Annotated in this window: 25 protein-coding genes; 6 read left to right on the top strand and 19 right to left on the bottom strand. The window is 60.7% G+C overall.

All coding sequences use genetic code 11. The annotated features are described in order from the left end of the window. Window positions 1-5 precede the first annotated feature (5 nt). From AC2FND_RS00990 to AC2FND_RS01040, 11 genes are all read right to left on the bottom strand, one after another. Window positions 6-326, bottom strand: coding sequence for a YciI family protein (locus AC2FND_RS00990; protein ID WP_209505048.1), 321 nt, complete (start codon window positions 324-326; stop codon window positions 6-8). Window positions 327-348: 22 nt separating this feature from the next. Continuing rightward, on the bottom strand, window positions 349-777 hold the full coding sequence (locus AC2FND_RS00995; RefSeq protein WP_209505049.1) for an SRPBCC family protein: 429 nt from the start codon (window positions 775-777) through the stop codon (window positions 349-351). Beyond that, a complete protein-coding gene (locus AC2FND_RS01000) occupies window positions 765-1094 on the bottom strand; it encodes an ArsR/SmtB family transcription factor (RefSeq protein ID WP_496767390.1) in 330 nt (109 codons plus the stop codon). The genes AC2FND_RS00995 and AC2FND_RS01000 overlap by 13 nt, the downstream gene beginning before the upstream one ends. A 41-nt stretch (window positions 1095-1135) precedes the next feature. Next, window positions 1136-2014 (bottom strand): phosphoserine phosphatase SerB, encoded by an 879-nt coding sequence (gene serB / locus AC2FND_RS01005; RefSeq protein ID WP_496767391.1) that lies wholly within the window; start codon window positions 2012-2014, stop codon window positions 1136-1138. A gap of 35 nt (window positions 2015-2049) precedes the next feature. Continuing rightward, complete coding sequence (locus tag AC2FND_RS01010; RefSeq protein ID WP_496767393.1) at window positions 2050-2778, bottom strand: metallophosphoesterase family protein; 729 nt, start codon at window positions 2776-2778, stop codon at window positions 2050-2052. A gap of 121 nt (window positions 2779-2899) precedes the next feature. Next, entirely contained in the window at window positions 2900-4495 is a 1596-nt protein-coding gene (gene serA, locus AC2FND_RS01015; protein ID WP_496767395.1) for a phosphoglycerate dehydrogenase, read from the bottom strand. A 64-nt stretch (window positions 4496-4559) separates the two neighbouring features. Then, complete coding sequence (locus AC2FND_RS01020; RefSeq protein ID WP_496767397.1) at window positions 4560-5714, bottom strand: phosphoserine transaminase; 1155 nt, start codon at window positions 5712-5714, stop codon at window positions 4560-4562. Window positions 5715-5910: 196 nt separating this feature from the next. Further along, the gene (gcvP, locus tag AC2FND_RS01025) at window positions 5911-8766 is read right to left on the bottom strand and encodes an aminomethyl-transferring glycine dehydrogenase (RefSeq protein WP_496767399.1); all 2856 of its coding nucleotides are present in this window, start codon (window positions 8764-8766) and stop codon (window positions 5911-5913) included. Window positions 8767-8879: 113 nt separating this feature from the next. Next, window positions 8880-9245 carry a glycine cleavage system protein GcvH gene (gene gcvH / locus AC2FND_RS01030; RefSeq protein WP_209505056.1) on the bottom strand — a complete coding sequence of 122 codons (366 nt, stop codon included), beginning with the start codon at window positions 9243-9245 and terminating at the stop codon, window positions 8880-8882. Window positions 9246-9262: 17 nt separating this feature from the next. After that, complete coding sequence (gene gcvT, locus AC2FND_RS01035; protein ID WP_209598397.1) at window positions 9263-10357, bottom strand: glycine cleavage system aminomethyltransferase GcvT; 1095 nt, start codon at window positions 10355-10357, stop codon at window positions 9263-9265. Window positions 10358-10645: 288 nt separating this feature from the next. Further along, window positions 10646-11842 carry a Zn-dependent hydrolase gene (locus tag AC2FND_RS01040; RefSeq protein WP_496767401.1) on the bottom strand — a complete coding sequence of 399 codons (1197 nt, stop codon included), beginning with the start codon at window positions 11840-11842 and terminating at the stop codon, window positions 10646-10648. 139 nt (window positions 11843-11981) lie between these two features. Here AC2FND_RS01040 and AC2FND_RS01045 point away from each other — a divergent pair, with 139 nt between their 5' ends. From AC2FND_RS01045 to AC2FND_RS01060, 4 genes are read left to right on the top strand one after another with little or no spacing between them, the layout of a single operon-like run. Beyond that, on the top strand, window positions 11982-12632 hold the full coding sequence (locus tag AC2FND_RS01045) for a histidine phosphatase family protein (RefSeq protein WP_480506483.1): 651 nt from the start codon (window positions 11982-11984) through the stop codon (window positions 12630-12632). An 18-nt stretch (window positions 12633-12650) separates the two neighbouring features. Beyond that, entirely contained in the window at window positions 12651-13265 is a 615-nt protein-coding gene (locus AC2FND_RS01050; protein WP_496767403.1) for a glutathione S-transferase family protein, read from the top strand. A 14-nt stretch (window positions 13266-13279) separates the two neighbouring features. Then, the gene (locus AC2FND_RS01055) at window positions 13280-14335 is read left to right on the top strand and encodes a saccharopine dehydrogenase (RefSeq protein WP_496767405.1); all 1056 of its coding nucleotides are present in this window, start codon (window positions 13280-13282) and stop codon (window positions 14333-14335) included. 3 nt (window positions 14336-14338) lie between these two features. Beyond that, complete coding sequence (locus AC2FND_RS01060) at window positions 14339-15481, top strand: saccharopine dehydrogenase family protein (protein WP_496767407.1); 1143 nt, start codon at window positions 14339-14341, stop codon at window positions 15479-15481. A 94-nt stretch (window positions 15482-15575) separates the two neighbouring features. On the opposite strand, the gene AC2FND_RS01065 is transcribed toward AC2FND_RS01060, so the two are convergent. The 4 genes from AC2FND_RS01065 to AC2FND_RS01080 form a co-directional block, all read right to left on the bottom strand. Beyond that, window positions 15576-15779: a DUF1127 domain-containing protein gene (locus AC2FND_RS01065; protein WP_209505063.1), complete on the bottom strand. Its 204-nt coding sequence runs from the start codon at window positions 15777-15779 to the stop codon at window positions 15576-15578. Between the two features lie 37 nt (window positions 15780-15816). Next, window positions 15817-16044: a DUF1127 domain-containing protein gene (locus tag AC2FND_RS01070; protein ID WP_496767409.1), complete on the bottom strand. Its 228-nt coding sequence runs from the start codon at window positions 16042-16044 to the stop codon at window positions 15817-15819. 246 nt (window positions 16045-16290) lie between these two features. Continuing rightward, window positions 16291-16608, bottom strand: a complete 318-nt coding sequence (locus tag AC2FND_RS01075; protein WP_496767411.1) for a DUF3775 domain-containing protein — start codon at window positions 16606-16608, stop codon at window positions 16291-16293. Window positions 16609-16694: 86 nt separating this feature from the next. After that, window positions 16695-17468, bottom strand: coding sequence for a DUF1365 domain-containing protein (locus AC2FND_RS01080; protein WP_496767413.1), 774 nt, complete (start codon window positions 17466-17468; stop codon window positions 16695-16697). A 146-nt stretch (window positions 17469-17614) separates the two neighbouring features. Here AC2FND_RS01080 and AC2FND_RS01085 point away from each other — a divergent pair, with 146 nt between their 5' ends. Both AC2FND_RS01085 and AC2FND_RS01090 read left to right on the top strand, forming a co-directional pair. Next, a complete protein-coding gene (locus tag AC2FND_RS01085) occupies window positions 17615-18271 on the top strand; it encodes a sigma-70 family RNA polymerase sigma factor (protein ID WP_209598534.1) in 657 nt (218 codons plus the stop codon). Window positions 18272-18281: 10 nt separating this feature from the next. Beyond that, a complete protein-coding gene (locus tag AC2FND_RS01090; protein WP_496767415.1) occupies window positions 18282-18932 on the top strand; it encodes a ChrR family anti-sigma-E factor in 651 nt (216 codons plus the stop codon). 63 nt (window positions 18933-18995) lie between these two features. On the opposite strand, the gene AC2FND_RS01095 is transcribed toward AC2FND_RS01090, so the two are convergent. The 4 genes from AC2FND_RS01095 to AC2FND_RS01110 all read right to left on the bottom strand — a co-directional run bounded on the left by AC2FND_RS01095 (window position 18996) and on the right by AC2FND_RS01110 (window position 24533). Further along, entirely contained in the window at window positions 18996-20225 is a 1230-nt protein-coding gene (locus AC2FND_RS01095) for a DNA recombination protein RmuC (protein ID WP_496767416.1), read from the bottom strand. 52 nt (window positions 20226-20277) lie between these two features. Beyond that, on the bottom strand, window positions 20278-22140 hold the full coding sequence (mutL, locus tag AC2FND_RS01100; protein ID WP_496767418.1) for a DNA mismatch repair endonuclease MutL: 1863 nt from the start codon (window positions 22138-22140) through the stop codon (window positions 20278-20280). A gap of 261 nt (window positions 22141-22401) precedes the next feature. Continuing rightward, complete coding sequence (locus tag AC2FND_RS01105) at window positions 22402-23331, bottom strand: metal ABC transporter permease (protein WP_480915131.1); 930 nt, start codon at window positions 23329-23331, stop codon at window positions 22402-22404. Next, the gene (locus tag AC2FND_RS01110; protein WP_496767421.1) at window positions 23328-24533 is read right to left on the bottom strand and encodes a metal ABC transporter permease; all 1206 of its coding nucleotides are present in this window, start codon (window positions 24531-24533) and stop codon (window positions 23328-23330) included. Before AC2FND_RS01110 ends, AC2FND_RS01105 begins: the two co-directional genes overlap by 4 nt. Between the last annotated feature and the right edge of the window lie 3 nt (window positions 24534-24536).

Genomic DNA, 24536 nt, shown 5'->3' on the forward strand with positions numbered 1-24536 from the left:
GGCCCCTACATCTCGATCTCGTGCACCTCGGCCACTTCAACCGAGCCCGAGCCGTTGACAACCATCGGACAGCCCTTGGCCATCTCGGTCGCGGCGTCGATGCTGTCGGCCTTGATCACGGTAAAGCCCGAGGCCGGGTTTGCACCGCCATTGTCGACAACCCCGCTGCTGCTGACCGTATAGGATTGTCCGACCGGGTTGCCGGGGATCTCTAACGCTTCGGCCATACCCTGAAACCATGCGCCCCAAGCGGCCATGGTCGCCTCGATCTCGGCGGGGTCGGTCGGGGTGTGTCCCCCGTGATAGACAAACAAATATTGAGGCATATCGCTCCTCCCTGATGAAACCTTATTTGCACTTCGCTTCGAGTTTGCGCAGCGAAGACGTCCAGCCCTGTTTGTGGTTCGCGGCTGCTTCGGCATCGGCCAGTTCGCGGTGGTCCAAAACCAGACGTGACCCCGTGCCTGTCGCTGTGACTGTGAAGGTGACGTGGCTTTCGGCCCCGCGCTGATCCTGATCGTCATGCCAGCCCCAGGTAAACCCCACCGAGTTTGGCGGGTCGACATGCGTGACGTGGCCCGAGACCTTGTATTGCTGGCCCTCGCTGTTTTCCATGACCGAATACCACGGGCCGGTGCGCGAGAAATCCAGATTGTGTTCAGGCACGTGCATCCCTTCGGGCCCCCACCATTGCAACAACCGGCTGCCGTCGCTGATCCATGCAAACAGGTCTTCTGGGCTGACGGGGAAGTCCCGTTCCAGTTTCAGGTCGGCCATGAATTCTCCCTTTCGATGATATCACTGAGGCGATCGAGGCTGCTCTCCCAGAATTGCCGTTTGGAGATGGTCCAGTCGGCAATCATCCGCAGCCCTTCGGACCGGATGGAGTACATCCGTTGTGTGCCCCGCACACGCTGCTGAACCAACCCTGCCTCGCGCAGCACCTTGAGGTGTCGCGAGATCGCAGCGCCGGATATTCCACGCCCTTCGATCAGGTCACCGGCGGGCAGTTCGCCCTGCTCCATCAGTTGCTCGACAATCGAGAACCGGGTGGCGTCAGACAAAGCGGAAAAGGTGGTCAGAAGCGTACTCATGACCTCTATTTAACACAAATGTTAAATAATGAAAAGCCCTGTCAGGATTCGACAAAATCCGTGCGACTGTACCCTTGCAGGTAAAGCAGTGCCGTCAGGTCGCCGTGATTCACCCGCACGTCGCATTTTGCGGCCACCGACGGTTTGGCATGAAGCGCAACCCCGGTTCCGGCCCGCCCCAGCATGCCCAGATCATTGGCCCCGTCGCCCACGGCGATCACGTCACTTTCGGACAGGCCAAGGCGTGTCGAGATCTGTTCAAGCGCTTCGATCTTGGCCTGACGTCCCAGAATAGGACGCGCCACATCGCCCGTCAGTTTGCCATCTGAGGCCAGCAGAGTGTTGGCGCGGTTTTCATCGAACCCCAGCAGTTCTGCCACCCGCGCGGTGAAGGCGGTAAAGCCACCGGACACCAGTGCAGCATAGGCACCGTTGGCCCGCATCGTTGCCAGCAACACCTGTCCGCCGGGCATCAGGGTGATCCGTTCGCGCAGGACTTTGCCAATGACGCTTTCATCCAGATCCTTCAGCAGACCAACCCGTTCGATCAGAGCACCTTCGAAATCCAGCTCTCCGTTCATGGCGCGGGCGGTGATGTCCTTGACCCTTTCGCCGACGCCAGCCTCATCCGCCAGTTCGTCAATGCATTCCTGCTGGATCATGGTGCTGTCCATATCGGCCAACAGCATCTGTTTGCGCCGCCCATGTGCGGGCTGCACAATCAGGTCCACGCCCATGCCTTGCAAGTCTGCCCAAACGTCCCAGCGATTGGCGGGCATGTCACTCAGCTCAAACTCGACCGCTTCGTCCGGGCTGAGCCACAGGACATCTCCACCGCCCCACGCGTTGCGCAGCGATTCTGGCAAGGCGCGGTCCAGTGAGGGTGCAGCCGGGTTGGTCAGCAAAGTGGCGACGTACATATTCCAATCTCCAGTGTCATACCCATGCGGAACGGTCAGGGCGTCAATGGTGTTCGACCTTGTTCGGTCAGTTCCCAGCAACTCCGTCCCTCGAATACGGCGACGCCCGTCGGGCGTCCGTACCCGGCCCCCGTGTCCAGATTGATCCGGTTGCCATAATGCGTCGCCTGATCCACAGGCGTGTGTCCATGAACGATCAGTTTGGGATGCGGGCCTTGGTAGTCGTGGAAGTCCTGTCTGATCCAGATCAGATCACTTGCCTGCTGTTCATTCAGCGGCACACCCGGACGGATACCCGCATGAACAAAGGCAATCTCGGGCGTCTGATGCATCGCCACCAGATCGCGCAGAAAGGTCAGGTGCGATTTCGGCACGGCTGCCTGTGCCATCCGGTGCAGGTTTTCAAGGCGGATCTGACCTTCGAATTCCACCCCATAGCTGCGCAGGGTTTCGACCCCGCCCAACCTGTCATGCAGCCAGTGGTATCCCACCAACAAATGCGGATCGTGGCGCGGCGTGTCCTCCATGAACCAGGCAAACATGCGATCGTGATTGCCCAGCAGAGTGATCCAGTTCCGACCCGCATCACGCCCGGCAATCAGGCGTTCGATCAGCCCGCGACTGTCAGGGCCGCGGTCAACGTAGTCACCCAGAAACACGATCTGAGCATCGGGGCCGCCGTCGCTTTGGATCAGGGACAGCGCGCGCTCCAGCTCAGCCACCTGCCCGTGCAGATCACCAATAACATAGATTGGCTGCGTCATAGACGGCCTCCGGCGGTAAAGTTCAGCTTGCTTGTGCCTCAGATCATGGTTTGAGAGAACAAAGGACCCGGATATTCGCATAACCGGGTCCTGAACTGTTCCTCAAACTCAACAGCCCCGATCAGGCGACGTCGAATTCCAGTGGCTTGATCTGTGTGAACAGGCCTGTTTCGGCAAGCTTCGCCCGCGCTTCGGCCGGGACCGGTTCGTCGACATAGAGCAATGCAATCGCTTCGCCTCCGGCCTCAGCGCGGCCGAGGGTAAAGTTGGCGATATTGACGTTGCTCTCACCCATGGTCTGACCCAGCGTGCCGATGATGCCTGGCACGTCTTCGTTGGTGGTGTACAGCATATGAGCGCCGACCTCGGCATCGATGTTGATGCCCTTGATCTGGATGAAACGCGGTTTGCCATCGCTGAACACCGTACCAGCGATCGACCGTTCACGCTTGTCCGTTACGACCGTGACCTTGATATAGCCATCAAAAACACCCGATTTGTCCTGATTGGTGGTCGAGATCTTGATCCCACGTTCCTTGGCGACAACCGGGGCCGACACCATGTTAACCTCGGGGTTGAACTTTTTCATGATCCCGGCGACCACCGAGCAGTTCAACGCCGCCAGATTCATTTCAGCGGCCACACCATCATACAGGATATTGATCGCCTTGACCGGCTCATCCGTCATCTGGCCGATGAAGCTGCCCAGATGGCCGGCCAGCTTGATCCACGGCCCCATCACCTTGGCTTCTTCCGCCGTCACACTGGGCATGTTCAAAGCGTTCTCGACCGCACCTGTCAGCAGATAGTTCGAGATCTGCTCGGCCACTTGCAGCGCCACATTCTCCTGCGCTTCGGTCGTTGCTGCACCAAGATGCGGCGTGCAGACCACGTTGGGCAGGTTGAACAGGGGGTTGTCCTTGGCGGGTTCCTCACCGAACACGTCAAACGCGGCGCCAGCAACGTGACCGGTTTGCAGCGCCTCGGCCAAAGCCTCCTCATCCACCAGACCACCACGAGCGCAGTTGATGACGCGCACGCCCTTCTTGGTCTTGGCAAGGTTCTCACGGCTCAGAATATTGCGGGTCTGATCCGTCAGCGGCACGTGCAGGGTGATGAAGTCAGCGCGCGACAGCAACTCGTCCAGCTCTACCTTTTCCACGCCCATTTTGGCGGCTTTCTCTTCGCCCAGATAGGGATCATAGGCGATGACTTTCATCTTCAGGCCAAGCGCGCGCTCGCACACGATGCCACCGATATTCCCCGCACCAATGACGCCGAGTGTCTTGTTGGTCAGCTCGATCCCCATGAACTTGGACTTTTCCCACTTGCCCGCATGGGTCGAAGTCGAGGCCTCGGGGATCTGCCGCGCCACGGCAAACATCATCGCAATAGCGTGTTCTGCCGTTGTGATCATGTTGCCGAATGGCGTGTTCATCACGATCACACCTTTTTTCGACGCCGCTTCCTTGTCGATATTGTCAGTGCCGATTCCGGCCCGGCCGATCACCTTCAGTTTGTAGGCTTTTTCCAGAATGGTCGGCGTGACCTTGGTGGCCGAGCGGATGGCAAGACCGTCATACTGGCCGATCACCTCGGCCAACTTGTCCTTGTCCTTGCCCAGATCGGGCATGAAATCCACGTCGATGCCGCGATCACGGAAAATCTGAACGGCGGTTTCGCTGAGTTTGTCGGAAACGAGTACTTTGGGAGCCATGTTTGTGGTCCTTGAATGTATTGAGAGGTCCGGGCCGATGCGGCCCGGTGAAGATGGGATAGGATCAGGCGGCTTCTGTTTGCGCCGCGATTTCGGCCTCAAAGGCCCATGCCAGCCAAGGCAGCATCGCTTCGATATCCGAGGTCTCGACCGTACCGCCGCACCAGATCCGCAAGCCCGCAGGCGCGTCGCGGTAGGCACCGATATCCAGCGCGATATTCTCGGACTCCAGCCGTTTGGCCACAGCCTTGGCAAAGCTTGCGCCGTCCTGAATGCGCGCGTCGGTGAATTTCAGACAGACGGATGTGTTTGACCGCGTCGCAGCGTGTTCGGCCAGGTTTTCGATCCAGTCGTTCTGGTCGCAGAACGCATGCACGGCACCGGCATTGGCGTTCGCGCGGGCAATAAGGCCTTTCAGACCGCCGACCGATCGGGCCCAGTCCAGCGCAAACAGATAATCCTCAACCGCCAGCATCGACGGTGTGTTGATCGTCGCCCCGGTAAAGATGCCTTCGATCAGCTTGCCACCCTTGGTCAGGCGGAAAATCTTGGGCAGCGGCCATGCGGGGGTATAGCTTTCCAGCCGTTCAACAGCGCGCGGCGACAGGATCAGCATCCCGTGGGCCGCTTCGCCGCCCAGCACTTTCTGCCAGCTGAAGGTCGTTACATCCAGCTTGTCCCAGGGCAGATCCATCGCAAAGGCAGCCGAGGTTGCATCGCAGATCGTCAAACCCTGACGATCATCGGCGATCCAGTCGCCATTCGGCACGCGCACGCCTGAAGTCGTGCCATTCCAAGTAAAGACCACGTCATTTGCGAAATCGACCGATGCCAGATCCACGATCTGCCCGTAATCCGCAGTTTTCACCTCGGCGTCGATCTTCAGCTGCTTGACTACGTCGGTCACCCAGCCGGACCCAAAGCTTTCCCACGCCAGCATCTCGACCTTGCGCGCACCCAGCAAAGACCACAGCGCCATTTCAACCGCGCCAGTGTCCGAGGCGGGAACGATGCCAACGCGGTAATCCGCCGGAATGCCCAGAATCTCGCGCGTGCCTTCGATGGCCGCCTTCAGCTTGTCCTTGCCGACAGCGGCGCGGTGCGACCGGCCCAATGCGGCATCGGCCAGTTTTGTCAGGTCAAATGTGGGGGGTTTGGCACAGGGGCCCGAAGAAAAGCGCGGATTGGCCGGCCGCGTCGCCGGTTGTTCGATCGTCATGTGTATTACCCTTCCAGATACACGCCCCTCGTTGGGGAGGGGTGTCCCACGGACAGACCTAGGGGGCCTTCGCACCTGCAGCAAGCGGAAAAGACGCTTTACCGGGTAAAAACGACATCTGAAACGGGCACAAATCAGAACACGCGTTTCCGATTGGCGAAAAACCCCGCCGATGTTTCGGCGGGGTTTGTTTGTGTTACTCAGCGGCGTCTTCGTATGCGTCCATTGGTGGGCATGTGCAGACGAGGTTTCGGTCGCCGTATGCGTTGTCGACGCGGTTGACGGGGGACCAGTATTTGTCGACGCCCATGGATCCCGGCGGGAAGCAGGCCTGTTCGCGGGTGTAGGGGCGGTCCCAGTCGCCGACCAGATCGCGCACCGTGTGGGGGGCGTTTTTCAGCGGGTTGTTCTCCGCGTCGATCTTGCCGTCGATGATGTCCTGCGCCTCGGCCCGGATCGACAGCATCGCGTCGCAGAAGCGGTCGAGCTCGGCCATGGGCTCGGACTCGGTCGGTTCCACCATCAGGGTGCCGGCCACCGGCCAGCTCATCGTCGGCGCGTGGAAGCCTGAATCGACCAGACGCTTGGCCACATCGTCGACGGTGACATGCGCCTCGGCGTCCAGCGGGCGGGTGTCGAGGATGCATTCATGCGCTACACGACCCGTTTCCGAGGTGTAGAGGATGGGATAGGCATCCTTGAGCCGTGCCGCGATGTAGTTGGCGTTCAGGATCGCCACTTTGGTGGCCTGAGTCAGACCCGCGCCGCCCATCAGCAGCACATAGGCCCATGAGACCGGCAGAATGGACGGAGACCCAAAGGGCGCCGCCGAGACCGGCCCAACGGCGGTGCCGTATTCCGGGTGGCCGGGCAGGTGTTCGGTCAGATGCGCCTTGACGCCGATCGGACCCATGCCGGGGCCGCCACCGCCATGCGGGATGCAGAAGGTCTTGTGCAGGTTCAGGTGGCTGACGTCGCCGCCGATGTCACCGGGACGTGCCAGCCCGACCATGGCGTTCATGTTGGCGCCGTCGATATAGACCTGACCGCCGTGATCATGGGTGATCTGGCAGACCTCCTGCACGGTGGTCTCGAACACGCCATGGGTCGAGGGGTAGGTGATCATGCAGGCGGCCAGATGGTCCGAATGCTTTTCCGCCTTTTCGCGGAAATCATTCAGATCGATATTGCCCTTGTCATCCGATTTCACCGGCACAACCTGCCAGCCCACCATCTGCGCCGAGGCCGGGTTGGTGCCATGGGCCGAGGTCGGGATCAGGCAGACATTGCGCTGCCCTTCGCCGCGGGCGAAGTGATAGTTGCGGATGGTCAGAAGACCCGCATATTCGCCCTGCGCGCCCGAGTTGGGCTGCTGGGAGATCGCGTCATAGCCGGTGATCTGGCACAGCTTGTCGTTCAGATCCGCAATCATCTCGTGATAGCCCCGCGCCTGATCTTCGGGCACGAAGGGATGCAGGTTGCCGAACTCGGGCCAGGTGACCGGGATCATCTCGATCGTGGCGTTCAGCTTCATGGTGCACGAGCCCAGCGGGATCATCGCCCGGTCCAGCGCCAGGTCGCGGTCGGCCAGACGGCGCATATAGCGGGTGATCTCGGCCTCGGCCCGGTTCTTGTGGAAGATCGGGTGGGTCAGGTACGCGCTTTCGCGCAGCGCGTAATCCGGCAGGCGGTATTGCTTGTTCGAGCTGTCATCCTTGCGGTCGATGCCGAAGGCACCCCAGACCGCCTCGATGGTCTCGGGCCGGGTCTGTTCGTCCAGGCTGATGCCCACGCGGGTCTCGCCGACCTTGCGCAGGTTGACGCCGCGGGCAACGGCGGCCTCCATAACGACATTCTGCAGATGGCCGACCTCGACCGTGATGGTGTCGAAGAACACCTCGGGTTCGACCGCAAAGCCCGCCTCTTCCAGACCGGCGGCCAGGCGCGAGGTCTTGCGGTGCACCGATTGCGCGATCGCCTTGATGCCGTCGGGTCCGTGATAGACCGCATACATCGAGGCAATGACAGCCAGCAGCGCCTGCGCGGTGCAGACGTTCGAGTTCGCCTTTTCGCGGCGGATGTGCTGCTCGCGGGTTTGCAGCGACAGGCGGTAGGCCTTGTTGCCGCGGCTGTCGATGCTGACCCCGATGATCCGGCCCGGCATCGAGCGCTTCAGCTTGTCGGTGGTCGCCATATACGCGGCGTGCGGGCCGCCATAGCCCATCGGCACGCCAAAGCGCTGGGTCGAGCCGATGGCGATATCCGCGCCCATCTCGCCGGGGGATTTCAGCAGCGCCAGCGACAGGATGTCGGCGGCGACAACGGCGATGGCGTTATGTTCATGCAGCGCCGCGATCTCGGTCGTGAAGTCGCGCACATGGCCATGGGTGCCCGGATACTGGAAGATCGCGCCAAAGACGGCACCTGCATCCAGCTGATCGGGATCGCCCACCTGCACGTCGATGCCCAAGGGTTCGGCGCGGGTTTTGATGACCGCGATGGTCTGCGGATGACAGTTGCGATCCACGAAGAAGGCCGCGTTATTGGCCTTGGACCGGCCGCCGCGCTTGGCCATTGCCATGGCTTCTGCCGCAGCCGTGGCTTCGTCCAGCAGGGACGCGTTGGCCACATCGAGCCCGGTCAGGTCGCTGACCATAGTCTGGAAGTTCAGCAGCGCCTCGAGCCGGCCCTGGCTGATCTCGGGCTGATAGGGCGTGTAGGCCGTGTACCAGGCCGGGTTTTCCAGGATGTTGCGCAGGATCGGCGCCGGAGTGGTGGTGCCGTAATATCCCTGACCGATCAGCGAGGTCAGAACCTTGTTCTTGCCCGCCACCTGCTTCATGTGAAAGAGCGCATCGCGTTCCGTCATCGCCGGGCCCCAGTCCAGCGGTTCCTTCTGCCGGATCGCGGGCGGGACGGTGGCGTCGATCAGCTGGTCCAGCGTCTTGAAGCCGATCACCTGCAGCATGTCGCGCATTTCGGTGGGCGACGGGCCGATGTGGCGGCGATTGGCGAAGTCATAGGCTTCGTAATCGGTCAGTTTGAAGGCCATTGCAGCGCTCCTCAAGGATAGGTCAGACCCGGCGGAGACGGCAGGAGCCTCCGGCGGGAGTATTTGGAAAAGATGAAGCAGGGAGCCCCGGTCTCTGGGGCTCCGGGCCGGATTCAGCCGATGAAGGCCTTGTAGCCGGCTTCGTCCATCAGATCTTCCAGCTGCGCGGCATCGGCGATCTTGATTTTGTAGATCCAGGCCTCGCCCTCGGGGTCGTCGTTCAGCGCACCGGGGTTGTCAGCCAGCGCCTCGTTCACTTCCGTAATCTCACCATCAACCGGCGCGTAAAGCTCGGAGGCGGCCTTAACGGATTCGATCACGCCGATCTCGCCATCCTTCTCGAACTCGTCGCCCACCTCCTGCTGCTCGACAAAGACCACCTCACCCAGCTGCTCGGCCGCGTGTTTGGTGATGCCCAGCGTGGCCGTGTCGCCGTCGACGGCCAGCCATTCGTGCTCTTCGGAATAATAGGTTGCCATGTCTCTCTCTCCTGACTTCAACGCTTGTAATTCTGTGTGACGAAGGGCAGCGCCACGATCTGTGCCGGTTGCGCCTTGCCCCGGATGATCAGGTTGACCTTCTCGCCCGGCTCGCCATGGCCCGCGGACACATAGCCCATCGCAACCGGGCCGCCGACCGTGGGGCCAAAGCTGCCCGAGGTGATCTGACCGATGGTATTGCCCTCAAGGCATTGCACCTCGACCCCCTGACGCGCGGGGGCGCGGCCGTCGGGCTTGATGCCCACCAGCTTGCGCGCAGGCCCCTCGGCCAGTTCGCGCTGCACACGTTCCGCTCCCGGGAACCCACCTTCTTCCTTGCGACGCTTCTGGATCGCCCAGCCGAGGCTGGCCTCGACCGGCGAGGTGCTCTGGTCGATGTCATTGCCGTACAGGCACAGCCCGGCTTCAAGCCGCAGGCTGTCGCGCGCGCCCAGACCCGCCGGTTCGCAATCCTCATGCGCAAGGAACGCACGGGTGATCTCGATCGCCTTGTCTTCGGGGATCGAGATCTCGTACCCGTCCTCGCCCGTGTAGCCCAGCCGCGAGATGCGGCATTCGACACCCAGGATGTCGGCAATCGTGGTTTCCATGAACTTGAGGTCGCGCGCCGCGGGGCAGAGCGCGCCCACCACGTCCTCGGCCTTGGGGCCTTGCACCGCAACCAGCGCGCGGTCGAAGATCTCGGTCACCTCAACCCCGTCCAGATTGTCGCGCATATGCGGAATGTCCTGATGGCGCAGCGCCGCGTTCACCACCACAAAGTAATGATCCCCCGCGTTCGACACGATCAGGTCATCCATGATCCCGCCTTCGGCATTGGTGAAGAACCCGTACCGCGCCTTGCCTTCCTTCAGCGTCGCATAAGCCTGCGGACACAGTGCTTCCAGCTTCTCGCCCACATTCTCGCCCCGCAATATCACCTGACCCATATGCGACACATCAAACAACGCCGCCTTCTCGCGGCACTGCTTATGCTCGCCCATGATCCCCAGCGGATACTGAACTGGCATCTCCCACCCGGCAAAATCAACCATCTTGCCGCCCAACTCAACGTGAAGCCCATACAACGGCGTGCGTCTAATCTCGGTCATCTTGGATACCTTTTCGTATCTATCGGTTTCGAACGCATTCCCGTCAGTCTGCCCCACGCTATCAATTTTGCAACGATTCCGGTCAACTTGCGAACCAGAGTACCGTCTGTTGGACAAGCCTGTATACGGGTGCATGCATCCTTTGCGTTCCTATAGGAAACTTTTTTCCCTTAGGCAACATTCGTCTTTTGGCTTTTGCAAAGGTTTGCCGATCACAGTTTCGAGCGCGACGATAACACCAGACCAACCAACCGCAATGGCCTGTAAAAACAGTATTTTGCCCGCACCTTATCGCGCCTGCCCGTCAAGTGACTGCACTGCGAGATCCAGCACCCTCAGCCCGGCCACAAGATCGCTTTCGGTGGTATCTTCGGCAAAATCGTGGCTGACACCGTTGATCGAGGGCACAAACAGCATCGCAACAGGCATAAGGCGCGACACGTTTGTGGCATCGTGCAGAGCGCCCGACGGCATCCTGCGCCATCTGCCGGGTGCCACCTGTTCGGCCCCATGTTCCAGCGCCGCGCGCAGGGACTGATCCATCGTGACGGGTTCCAACCCAAGCAAAGGGCCGTAGGTCAGTACCATGCCCTGTTCGCTGGCTATTTCCTGCGCTGCGGTACGGATGATCTCCTCCATCCGCGACAGCCGATCCGGATCGCCATCGCGCCACTGCATCGAGAACCGCGCCCGACCCGGCACGATGGACGACGCATTGGGGTGAAGATCGACCCGCCCGATGGTCCAGACGGTTTGCGGTGTCACCACGTTGCGAAACCGTTCGTTGAGGCGCGTATTGAACAGTGACAACGCCTGAAACGCATCGCGGCGCAAATGCATCGGCGTGGTGCCCGCGTGATTCTGCTGCCCTTCGAAAGTGATCGACATGTCCCGGATGCCGACGATATCGGTCACGACACCGATCTGCTCGTTCGCAGCGTCCAGAGAGGGGCCCTGTTCGATATGCATCTCGACAAAGCCGCTGAACCGCGCGGGATCGACAAAACCCTGCGACAGGTTCGCCATGGAAGATCGGGCCTCGCCAAAGCTGACGCCGGCACCGTCGGTCAACACATCGGCCTTGTCCAGCGGCAGTCCGCCGGACCAGACCACCGAGCCCGTGGTCACACCGAACCGGCCTTCTTCGTCCTGAAAACTGACGACCGAGATCGGCTGGTCGCTGGACCGCGCGATTTCCAGCGCAGCAATCACGCCGAGCGCGCCGTCCAGCCAGCCGCCTTCGGGCTGGCTGTCGGAATGCGACCCCATGAGCAGAGAGCGGCCAGGCGCCAGCCCGAACAGGTTGCCGACCGGGTCGAAATGCGGTGTCAGACCCGCATCGGCCATACGGTCCGCCAGCCATTGGCGCGCAGCGATATCCGCTTTGGAATAGGCCGGGCGAATGACCCCTTTGCCCACACCTGAGGCACCGAATTCACGCAGCTTGTGCAGATCCTCCAGAAAACGCGTGTGATCGACGGCCATGAATCCCTCCGGGCGTGGTTGGTCAGGGCGACCATAGCCAGAAACCGGACAGCTGCGAATGTTTTTCCGGCGAGATCAAGAAACCCCTCTGGTCCCGGCAGGGAACCTGCCCTAAGACTTCGGCGCAAGAGGGAGCGACATGTCACATATCACATTGGTGCGCCACGGGCAGGCAAACACGACGGCGCGCGACGAAGCAAGCTATGACAAGCTGAGCGAACTGGGCCATCAACAGGCCCGCTGGCTGGGCGCGCATCTGCGTGACACCCGCAGCCACTATACACGCGTCTATTGTGGCACCCTGACCCGCCACACCGAGACGGTCACCAGCATGGGATTGACCGATCCTGTCTGCGACGCACGGCTGAACGAGATTGAGTATTTCACCCTTGCACAGTTGTTCGAAGAACAACACGGCGTCGAAATCCCGACCGATCGCGAGGGATTTGTCGAACACCTGCCCAAAACCTTCGCGGCCTGGGCCAGCGGAAAGATCGAGAACGCGCCGGAATCCTTCGACGCGTTTGAAGCCCGCGTCCGCGATGCATTGCACGAGATCGGGACCGAGGGCGGACCGGCCATCGTCGTGACCTCGGGCGGGTTGATCTCGATGGTGGTGCGGCAGGCGATGGGGTTGGACATCCCGTCGATGGCACGGGTGGCCCTTGCCATCATGAACACGTCGATGCATCGTCTGCACCCGATTGGCGCGCAGCTGAGCCCGGTTCTGTTCAACGCGGTGCCGCATCTGGAAGCACCCGACCGGCAGTTCGCGCAAACCCACCTCTAACCAGATCGGAGATCCCAGATGCAACTTTATTATGCACCCCGAACCATCTCGGTCGCTGTTGTGATTGCTCTGGAAGAGGCCGAGCTGGACTATGAAGCGATCAAGCTGGACTTTGCCGATGGGGAACAGACAAAACCGGCCTACAAGCAGATCAATCCCAAGGGGCGCGTTCCGGCGCTGGTGGTCGATGGCGGCATCCTGACCGAGACCGGCGCGTTGCTGGAATATATTGCGGCCAAGGCACCCGAGGCCGAATTGGTGCCAGCTGATCCGGTCATGGCCGCCCGCATGCGTGAGGTGATGTTCTATCTGGCCTCGACCATGCATGTGAACCACGCCCACAAGCTGCGCGGGCATCGCTGGGCCGACAAGAAATCCAGCTGGAAAGACATGACAGACAAGGTCGTGCAGACGATGACCGCATCTTGCGACTACATCTCATCAAACGGGTTGCGCGGGCCGTTTGTTCTGGGGGACACGTTCTCTCTGGCCGATGCCTATCTTTATGTGGTTTGCAGCTGGCTTGAAGGTGACGGCGTCGATGTCTCGGCCTTCCCCAAAATTCTCGCCTTCCGCAAGGCGATGGAGGCACGGCCTTCGGTTCAGGCGGTGCGCGCTGCCGGGATGCTCTGACAAAAGGAATTAAGATGACACATCTCTGGGTCAGGGCGGAACAGCGCCCGAACGAGGAACGGGTGGGGCTGACACCGGACGGGGCCGCGGCACTGATCGCGGCCGGCATCCGCGTGACGGTTGAGGAAAGCCATGTCCGCGCCATTCCGATTGATGGCTACAGGGACGTCGGCTGTGCAATCGCGGCTGAGAATTCGTGGCCCGAAGCCCCGCTGGATGCGATCATCTTTGGCCTCAAGGAACTGCCCGAAGATGGCACCCCCTTGCCCCATCGCCACATCATGTTCGGCCATGCCTATAAGGGCCAGCATTCGGGTCGCGCGCTGCTGGAGCGGTTCAAGGCAGGGGGCGGTACGCTTTATGATCTGGAATATCTGGTGGGCGAAGACGGCCGCCGGGTTGCCGCCTTTGGCTATTGGGCCGGGTATGCCGGTGCTGCGGTAACGCTCAAGACATGGGCGGCGCAACAACGGGGCGAGGAATGCCCGCCGGTTGGGGTGTATGCAGGCAAAGACGTTCTGAACGCCGAATTGCTGGCCGAGTTGGACGCCACCGGAGCCCCACGCCCCCGCGCCATCGTCATCGGTGCACTGGGTCGCGTGGGTACGGGGGCCGCAGACCTGTGCGACGCGATGGGCGTCGACGTCACCAAATGGGACATGGCGGAAACCGCAAGCGGCGGGCCGTTTCCCGAAATTCTGGACCACGACCTGTTCCTGAACTGCATCTTCGCGCGCCCCGGAACCCCGGTCTTTGTTCCGCGTGAGGCGTTGACTGCCCCGCGCAACCTGACCGCCATCGGCGATGTCGCCTGCGACCCGGACAGTGATTACAACCCGGTGCCGGTCTATGACCGTGCAACCACATGGGACGCGCCTGCTTTGCGCGTGGCGACCGATCCGGTGATGGACGTGATGGCCATCGATAACCTGCCGTCGATGCTGCCGGTCGAAAGTTCGGAAGATTATGCGGCACAGCTTCTGCCGTCGCTTCTGACCCTGACCGATCTGGACAGCGGCGTCTGGGGTCGGGCAGAAGCGATTTACAAAACACATATCGAAGGGATCTGAGCGATGACGATTCACTGGTGTGGCACCGGCCTGTCGGCCATCCCCGGCCTGCGCCGTCTGATCGAAGGCGGTCACAAGGTCACCGTCTGGAACCGGACGATCGAAAAAGCCAAGGCCGAGGTCGGAGACCTGACCGACGATATTCGCGCCTTCGACATCGACGCACTGGGTGATGTGCTTGAGAAGAGCGACGTGATCGTGTCCATGCTGCCGGGCGACTGGCACGTACCACTGGCGGAACTGGCGATCTCGAAACAGGCCAATTTCGTGTCGTCGTCTTACATTGCGCCCGAAATGCGCGCACTGGACGACAAGGCGCGCGAGGCCGGTGTAGCACTGGTCAACGAAGTTGGTCTGGACCCGGGCATCGACCACCTGATGGCGCATGCGCTGGTCGATGACTATCGCGCCTCGGATGCGTTCGATCCGCAAAACCACCTGAGCTTCATTTCCTATTGCGGTGGCATACCCAAAATCCCGAATCCGTTCCGCTATAAGTTCAGCTGGTCACCATTGGGTGTGCTCAAGGCGCTTCGGTCACCATCGAAGTCGATCCGCGACTATGCCCCGCTGGACGTTGCCCGCCCGTGGGATGCGATCAGCAGCTATATCGCGCCGCTGCCAACGCCGGAAAGTTTCGAGGTCTATCCCAACCGCGACTCGATCCCGTTCAAGGCGCAGTACCAGTTCGAGGATCACTGGCCCGTCAGGGAATTCGTCCGTGGCACCCTGCGCCTGAACGGTTGGGCGGATGCGTGGTCGGACGTGTTCCGTGAAATCGAAACCCTGTCGGGCCCGGAAGGGGATGCGCGTCTGAAAGAGATGTCCGACCAGTTCTGGGACGAAAACGCCTATGACGAGGGTGAGCCCGACCGCGTGGTGCTGTGTGTTGGACTGAAGGCCGAGAAAGACGGCGTCGAAGTCTGGCACAAGACCTATGTCATGGACGCCTGGGGCGACGAGCGCGGCACAGCAATGGCGCGTCTGGTATCGATCCCGGTTTCACTTGCCGTCGAGGCCGTTATGAACCGCGCCATCCCGGCAGGCGTTCACGCAGCCCCAAGCGACCCAAAACTGGTACAAGGCTGGATGGCCGAGATCGACCGGCTGGCCCAGCACTTGCAGATCGTGGATCATACGGCCTGATCGCACCAAAAAAGCCACTCCAGAGTTTCTGGAATGGCTTTTATTGTTCTTCTTCAGGCATGATAAACTCGTCTGGAATTCCCTGAAGAGAACTTCAGATATAACGTTCGATGGTGTCTTCGACATCGCTGCGGTTGATGCCAAGCTCGGCCAGTTGATGGTCTGTCAGACCGTTCAGATGCTGGGCGGCGCGCACGATATCCGGGCTGATGGCACGAAGGCGCATGGCGCGGTCAAACAGCAACAAGGCGCTGGCGGCCGGGGCCGGTTGATTGGTCGATGGGATAAAGTCAAACATACTGATTACCTCACGCTAGGGTTTCGAAACTTTCGGGTCACTGCTGATACGGTGCGTTGTGATACACGCTGTGATAAGCGCGCCGACGGATCTGGTCGCGGGGAATGCCGATATCCCTCAGCTGAATATCGCTGAGCTTCTCCAGCTGCCGTACAGTTTTTGAGAAGATCTGACGTCGGAAATGTTCAACTTTTGCCTCGGCATATTTGGCAAACAGGCCGTCCAAGAGGCCCTTATGAGTGTCAATTGTTTGTACATCAGTCATTGCTGGTTCCTCCGAAATTTGAATTGCTTGGGTGTGATAGCTTCAAATAAGGGAGGCCACCGTTAAGGTCGCCAGTCGGAAACATTAAGGTTTCTTGAGGTTGCGCGCGCAGGTGTTCACGGCCGGTCTGCCCCGCCTGTTCCCCATTTTTTGGGGTGTCCCCATAGTGGAAAGCGCATTGGCCTCGGTATCCGACGCTGGCGACCAACGCACAGGTCTGTTTTTGGGGTGAGGCCGTCGAGCGGCCTACATCAGATCGTTTTCCACGTCTTCCGCAGATATTCCCAATGCGTCCAAACCATTCTCAAGGTGGTCAGACATGTGCGGTGTTCCGATCAGGTAGTCTGCACATGGGGTCGATGCCTCGGACTTGGCGGTGTCGATGGCCTCGGCCAGATCTTCCGCAAAAAAGCTCTCGCGCCCGATCCACATGATGGCAACCAGCTCGGCCTGCTCGTCTTCGCTCATGCGGTCGATGAACGCCCGCAATTCGCCCTCGGCCCGGTTCAGCTCGCGGCCCATCATGGCGACCTGGGCGACTTTTCTTGCCGAGATTTCCAACATCTCTTCGACTCCTCGTGTTCGCGGTTGTTACGCCATCACAACCACTGGCAGGCGCCTGCGTCTTTGATCTTGAACAAACAGGCTGGTCACTGCCCCACACGCGATACTGGGTGATCAGGCACAGGTTCCTTGCGAAACGGACGGAAGGCAGCTTTTTTCAGCCACAACCTGAAGGCCTGCCATAAGATCAGCGCAAAAGTGCGCCGCGAACCGAATGGGCGACGCAGAAAAGACCAAAGGATCACCCGGCTGGTCAATGGCTGGCGCGGTCCGGTCAGTGTCGCGATCAACCCGCCACCCGCGCGCGTGTAGTCGATCCACACACCAACCCGATCCGGGCTGTAGTCGAAGCGGAACGTATAGCTGCCTTCAATCTTCTGGAAGGGCGAGACATGCATCACCTTTTCGGCCGCCAATCGGTCGGTTGGTTCGATGGTTGAAAAATCCGGCTTATGGCACAGATAACTGTGGCGCGTTCCAAAGGTGTTCGTCACCTCGGCCACCACGGCGTAAAGCTGATCATCGCGGTCAAAGCAAAACCAAAAACTGACGGGATTAAAAACGTGGCCCAGCACCCTTGGCTGGGTCAGCAGCATGACCTGCGCGGGTTGCGGAATGTCCATCTCGGCAAATTGCGCGCGCAGCCAAGCGGCACCATGGCCTTGACCCGGCTCTCCTCCGTGATCGCGAGTTCGCCAGTTGGTGACATTTGTCCGGTCCATTGAAAACAGAAAAGGCGTGGTCAACCGGGCTTCGGGATCAAACAGGATGTAATCGACAGAATACCGGAAGGCGTTTTCGATTGCCCCCTTGCGGCCGTGATAGGTGTGGCCTGCAACATGATCTATCGTTTTTGCCATCCGATGCCTTCTGGTCCTTGCATAACCGCCAGAGCAGTCGCGATTTCTTTTTTGCCGCTGGTGTTCATATTACGAGACTTGGCCGGGAGCGGATCAAAATGTTCCGATAAAGTGATCCGGCTTGGGACATGCGCCGTAATATGGTTATGTTTACCGAGACCAATACAGCGACCTTGGACGGACCAGCGGTTGAAACACCCGCCCCTCAACCTTGGCGCGTCCACAAACGCATCAAGGGTAGGCGGGTGAACGAAATCAACAGCAAGCGCGAGACCAGGGCCGAATGGGTGGACCACGTCAGACGCATCCGGGATGCGCAGGATCAGGCGGCATTTGCCGAGCTGTTCCAGCACTTCGCGCCACGTATCAAGGCGTTCCTGATGAAGTCAGGGGCTGATGCCACCATGGCAGAAGAATGCGCGCAAGAAGTGATGGCGACCTTGTGGCACAAGGCCCACCTGTTCGACCCGACGCGTGCCACCGTGGCCACATGGGTGTTCACCATCGCTCGGAACAAGCGCATTGACGTGCTGCGCAAGCAACGCCGCCCTGAACCCGAAGATCTGGGTTGGGGGCCCGAGGCTGAGCCTGATCAGGATGACGTCATCGCGCTGCAACAGGAAACTGCGCAACTGCGCACCGCCTTGAAAGCGTTGCCGGATGCACAGCGGGACCTGATTGAGAAGGCATATTTCGGCGACCTGAGTCACCGGGAAATTGCGTCACAAACCGGGTTGCCGCTGGGAACGATCAAATCACGCATACGGCTGGCGCTGGACCGCTTGCGCCACGCGATGAACTGAGATGAGTAAGATGAGCAAGTTGATCAAACATCACCTGACAGATGACCTGCTGATGGCCTATGCCGCAGGCGGTCTGCCCGAAGCCTTCGATCTGATGGTCGCCACGCATCTGTCCCTGTGCGACCACTGCCGCGCGCGCGCAGAAAGCTATGACGCCGTTGGCGGACATTTTCTGGACGAGCAGAGTGAGGGTGTCAGCATGAGTGAAACTTCACTGGCGGCCACGATGGCTTTGATCTCCCAAGGTGCTCCGGCGCCCAAGCCCGTTCGCCCGGGATGTGCAGTTCTGCCGGCCCCGTTGCAGGATTACGTGGGCGGAACAGTCAAGGACATCCGCTGGAGGTCGATAGGTATGGGCGTCAAACAGGCGATCCTGCCGACCACCAAAGACGCCACCGCCCGCTTGCTTTTCATTCCGGCCGGTGCTGCCGTGCCGGATCATGGCCACAACGGCATGGAGCTGACAATGGTTCTGCAAGGGGCTTTCTCGGACGAGGTTGACCATTTTGCCCGTGGCGATGTTGAAATCGCTGACGAGGATCTGGAACACACACCTGTCGCGGATATCTCGGAAGACTGCATATGCCTGGCGGTTACGGATGCGCCGCTGAAGTTCAACAAGCTGATGCCGCGCCTGTTTCAACCCTTCCTGCGTATCTAAACGCTTGCTGGCGCAGGCCCATCAGAACCGGCCCGGCGCCGGTTCACTTTTTCAACAGGATGTTCAGCCTTCGTGACGTGCCAGTGGCACAACCTCTGTTTCAGTATCGGGCGCGATTTCTTCGAAGTCGAAATTATCCAGCCGCTGCGCCCGGCGGCCGGCCTTTTCGGCACTGATCTTGATTTCCGAGATATCCTTGGCCGCCTGCCCGAAGTGACGGTCGAGGTTTGAAACGCGGTCGCCCAGACGGTCCACGTCCTTGTGCAGCAATCCTAGTTCTTTGCGGATCGCACCGGCCTGTTCACGCATGCGCGCATCTTTCAGGATCGCCCGCATCGTGTTCAGCGTGGCCATACAGGTGGTGGGCGAGACGATCCAGACCCTTGCGGCAAACCCTTCGCGCACCACTTCGGGCAGGCGGGCGTGCAGCTCGGCATAGATCGCTTCGGACGGGACGAACATCAGGGCACCGTCAGCGGTTTCCCCGTCGAGGATGTATTTCTCGGAAATCGCCTTGATATGCACTTTCACGGCAGCGCCAAAAGCCCGCAGGCATCTTTCAACATCCGCCTTGGTCTGCGCGGCGGCAAGTGCCTCGAAATCCTCAAGCGGGAATTTCGCGTCAATCACGATCGGGCCGGGCGGGTTCGGCAGATGCACCAGGCAATCCGCGCGCCTGCCGTTCGACAAGGTGGCTTGCAGTGAATAGCTGTCCGCGGGCAGCGCCTTGGACACGATATCGTTCAGCTGAATCTCACCAAACATCCCGCGCCGCTGCTTGTTCGACAGGATATCCTGAAGGCTGAGAACATCGCCCGACAGTTTCGTGATATTGTCCTGCGCCTTGTCGATGGCGGCCAGACGTTCCTGCAACTGCGTCAGTGATGTCGCCGTCTGTTTTGACGAACCGTGCAGGGTTTCCTTCATCCGTTCCTGCATCTCGGCCAGCGCGCGGGCCGATTTCATCGCGTTATCCGCCAGCCGGTCATTCATCTGCTGCTGAACCGAGGACAAGCGTGCCTCGACCGTCTGGATCACCTGCACCTGCGCGTTGGCCTGCGTGTCCGAGACATGCTGCAAGCCGCCGCGCAACTGTTCCTGCCCCTGCCCCAGCTGCTGCACATGCTGACCCAGAAGCGCCATCTGCCGCGCCAGCGGTTCCGCCATCCGGGCCGAGCGATTGGCGGCGCGCAACGACAGGAACAGCAGCAGCAGGATCAGCGCAACTGTTCCGCCCACGATAAGAACAACCGGGTCATCCAATGCATATTCTGTTCCTGCAATCTTGATCATGTCGCCTCGGATGTTCTTGTTTTATTCTTACTAACCTGCAGTGGCCAATGGATCAACTGCGCCCGAACAGGCGTTCGATGTCGCTTAGCTTCAGTTCCACATATGTGGGTCGCCCGTGATTGCACTGGCCGGAATGCAGCGTCGCCTCCATCTCGCGCAGCAGGGCGTTCATTTCCTCGGCCCGCATCCGACGACCGGACCGGACCGAGCCGTGGCAGGCAACCCGACTGAGGATCGCCTCGATCCTTGCCTGCACCATCTGGCTTTCGCCCTGATCGGCCAGTTCGTCGAGGATATCAAGGATCATCGCGCGCGCATCGACCTCGCCCAGAATGGCCGGGGTTTCGCGCACGGCAATGGCGCCTCCGCCAAAGGGTTCGATGGTCAGCCCCAAACGGGACAGATCATCACAGACAGCCATCAGGCGGGCGCAGTCACCTTCGGACAACTCAACAATCTCGGGGATCAAAAGCGCCTGTGCCGCGACTCCCGTCTCGGCCATTTGTGTTTTCAGCTTCTCATAGACCAGCCGTTCATGCGCGGCGTGCTGATCAACGATCACCATTCCATCGGCAGTCTGGGCGATGATGTAGTTTTCATGCACCTGCCCGCGCGCAGCACCCAGCGGAAGATTCTGCGCATCGGGCTCCTGACCCTGCGAAGCAGGTGCAACCGGGATCGGATCGACAATGCTGCCGCTGTAATCACGCGCAAGTTCCGCAAAACCCGGAGCCTGCGCGCGGTACGCGGCCTGGCGCGCTGCGGGCGACGGGCGATCCATCTGATAGACCCGCGCTGGTGCGGACTGCGCGGGTTCCGGTCGCATGGCACCCAGGGTCGCATTGGCCACGGTCGTGGACGCGCGATGCCCGGCCTCGGCCAATGCGTGGCGCAGGCTGGACACGATAAGCCCGCGCGCAACGCCGGGATCGCGGAACCGGACCTCGGACTTGGCAGGGTGAACGTTCACGTCAACCAATGTCGGGTCGCAGTCGATGAACAATGCCGCCGCTGGGTGACGGTCCCGGCTGAGGAAATCGAAATAAGCCGCCCGCAAAGCACCGGTCAGCATCTTGTCCCGCACGGGACGCCCGTTGACAAAAAGGTACTGCGCCACCGCAGCGCCACGGGAATAGGTCGGCAGGGCCGCATAGCCAAAAAGCCTAAGACCGTCGCGCGTGGCATCGATCCGCAGCGCATTCTCGGCAAACTCGCGCCCGAGCACACGGGCAAGACGGGCGTGCAGGGCGTCAAACAGGTCGCCATTCTCGCGATCCGCGCGGAAGATCACGCGGCCTTCGCCACCGCCCGAGACATCGCGCAGGGTAAATGTGACGGATGGTTCGGCCATCGCCAGCCGTTTCACCATGTCCGTGATCGCCTGTGCCTCGGCCCGGTCGGTGCGCATGAATTTCAGCCGGGCGGGGGTGGCGAAGAACAGATCGCGCAGCTCGACCACCGTGCCCGCGCGCAGGGCGGCAGGCTTGACCGACCCCGTCTTGCCACCTGCAACATGGATCTGCGCCGCATCCAGACCCGGCGCTCGGCTGGTTATGGTCAAGCGACCGACAGCCCCCAACGAGGGCAGGGCTTCGCCTCGAAATCCGAAGGTGTGGATATTCAGCAGATCCGATCCATCAATCTTTGACGTGGCGTGGCGCGACAGGGCAAGCGGCAAATCTTCGGCCGGGATGCCGCACCCATCGTCGGTCACGCGGATCAGTGTCTTTCCCCCGTCGGCGATTTCGACGGCTATACGCGTAGCCCCGGCATCCAGTGCATTCTCGACCAGTTCCTTGACCGCCGAGGCCGGGCGTTCCACAACTTCACCCGCCGCAATACGGTTGATCGCAGCATCGTCAAGCTGTCTGATCACGGGGCGATTTTCGCTGATATTGGGGTTTGTCTGCGCCATACCCCTAGACCTAGCACAACCGCGCACGATTCTGCCACCGGTTTGAGCATGTCTTCTGATCGGAAAGGGGCGCCCGGATGGCCGTGAATGAATCCCCATTCCGTACTATCCGGGCGTACCAAAGTGAGTGGTGTGTTCAGCTAATCAATAGGCAGCCTCTAGCACGAGACTTCCCAAAAATCTGCTTAAGATTAACCTTAACGGTATCTGGGCAGAGTTTGGCCGATGACGCATGGGCATCTGCGGCAGGAAAATGCCGTCTCAGGCTGATGTCTGAACACCAACACGTGTGCGGCATGGGCCAAACATGGCCGCCAGTGCCAGGATCAGCCCGGACATCGTTGCGATCATCCCCGCCGCACTGACCGCATCCGCTGCACCCAGCCACAGAGGCCCGTAGCCTGCCAGCACGTACCCGGTCACGGCAGAGGTTATAGCGATCACGACACTCCAGCCAATCTGCGCCTCAAGCCGGTTGGTCAGCATCCGCGCGGCTGCCGGAGGGCAGATAAACATCGCGATCACGATGATCGAGCCCACAGCGTCAAAAGCGGCCACCGCCGCGATGGCCGCAGTGATGACGAGCGCCATACCCAGAAGTCCCGTGCGAATACCAATCGTGCGGGCGAAACCTTCGTCAAAGGTGGATATTTTCAGCGGCCGCCAGAACAGCCATGTAAACAGCATCACTCCGACCAGTGTCAGCGCTATACGGGGCAGTTCCGGGGGTAATCCGGCAAGGGCCTGAGCGTCCAGCACCGAGGACCACCCGGTCGCGTCCAGCCAGATCAGGCTTTCGAGATTGCCGTAAAGCGCGTGTTCCACATCCAGATGCACGGTTGACGTATCCGTCTGCTCAAGCAGCAGAACGCCTGCCGCGAACATGGTGGTAAAGACCACGCCCATGGCGGCCCCGGGTTCGATCTGCCCCAGTCGGCGAATGGCCTCGATCAGGACAACAGCCAGAACCGCGGCCCCTGCCGCGCCCAACATCATCGGCCAGGTGGATATGGCCCCTGTCAGCAGAAACGCAACAACGATACCCGGCAGCACCACATGGCTGATCGCATCGCCGATCAGCGCCTGTTTTCGCAACACAAGAAAGTTGCCGGGCAAGGCACAGGCGATGGCCGCACATGTTCCGATCAGCAGCGGCGTCAGAGACAGCGGGACGAATTCTTCACCACTCATGCTGGTATCCCCTGCGGCCCGCCAATCTGGCGGTCGATCTCATCAATCTGGTCCCGTGTCAGAACGGTTTCGATATCGCGCAATCCGTCATAGAGCGCAGCTGTCGCCTCGTGCGCCTGATCGGCGCGCACGATTTCCCATCGCTTTTCATCCCGCAGGGCCTTGGCCGCGCGGGCCTTACCGGTGTCCGTCGCGACGCCATCCGCCCGGACCAACCCGGCACGCCGCAGCAAACGCAGGGTCAGGGGTTCATAGATCTTCTGCCCTTGTGCCAACGCCAGAAGCCCCTGACGAACATGCACCCGGCGCTGAAACCGCAGATGCCGCAGCACCGCCGCCAGAACGCCGCGCATCGGGGCGAAGAAGAGGGAGGCGAGGAAAAAGGCAAAGCTGACCAGCACGATAATCGGGCCGGTTGGAAGATTGGGCGCGGATGCGGATATGGCAGCGCCGATATATCCGGCCAGACCACCGGCCAACCCGGCCAACAGAACAACGCGTTCCGAGCGGTCAGACCAGAACCGGGCGGTCACCGCCGGAATGATCAGCAAAGCCACAATCAGGATCAGGCCGACGATTTTCAGGCCGACCACGGTCACGGCCATGACCAGCCCCATCATGGCCAGGTCGATACGATGCACTGGCAACCCGCGCGCAGCTGCATATTCGGGGTCGAATGCGACAAGGGTCATCGGACGGCGGATGATCAGCACCAGAGCCAAGGTCAAGGCGCCACCAAGTGCGATGATCACCGCATCGGCCCACAGCATTCCAGCGGTCGAACCCAACAGGAAACCTTCCAGCCCGGCCTGACGGCCAACCCCCATGGTTTGGATGACCGTCAGCAGCACGATCCCAAAGCCGAAGAACACAGACAGGACCGCACCGATCGCGGCGTCCTCGGCCAGTCGGGTGTGCCGTGTCAGCCAGTTCATGCACAACAGACCAACCCAGGCTGAAATGGCGGACCCCACCAACAGGCCCGGCAGGTTGCGCCCGTCCCCACCCAGCGCGACCAGCACCATGAAAGCGATACAGACGCCCGGCAGGGTTGCATGGCTGATTGCGTCGCTGACAAGGGCGCGCTTGCGCAGAAACAGGAAGGTCCCTGTCACGCCCGCCGACACGCCAAGCAATGTCGCACCGATGGCAACCAGCGTGGCGTTATAGCCAAGCTGAAGGGTCAGAGCATCCCAAAGCATGAA

Source organism: Ruegeria sp. BHSB056 (assembly GCF_059613305.1).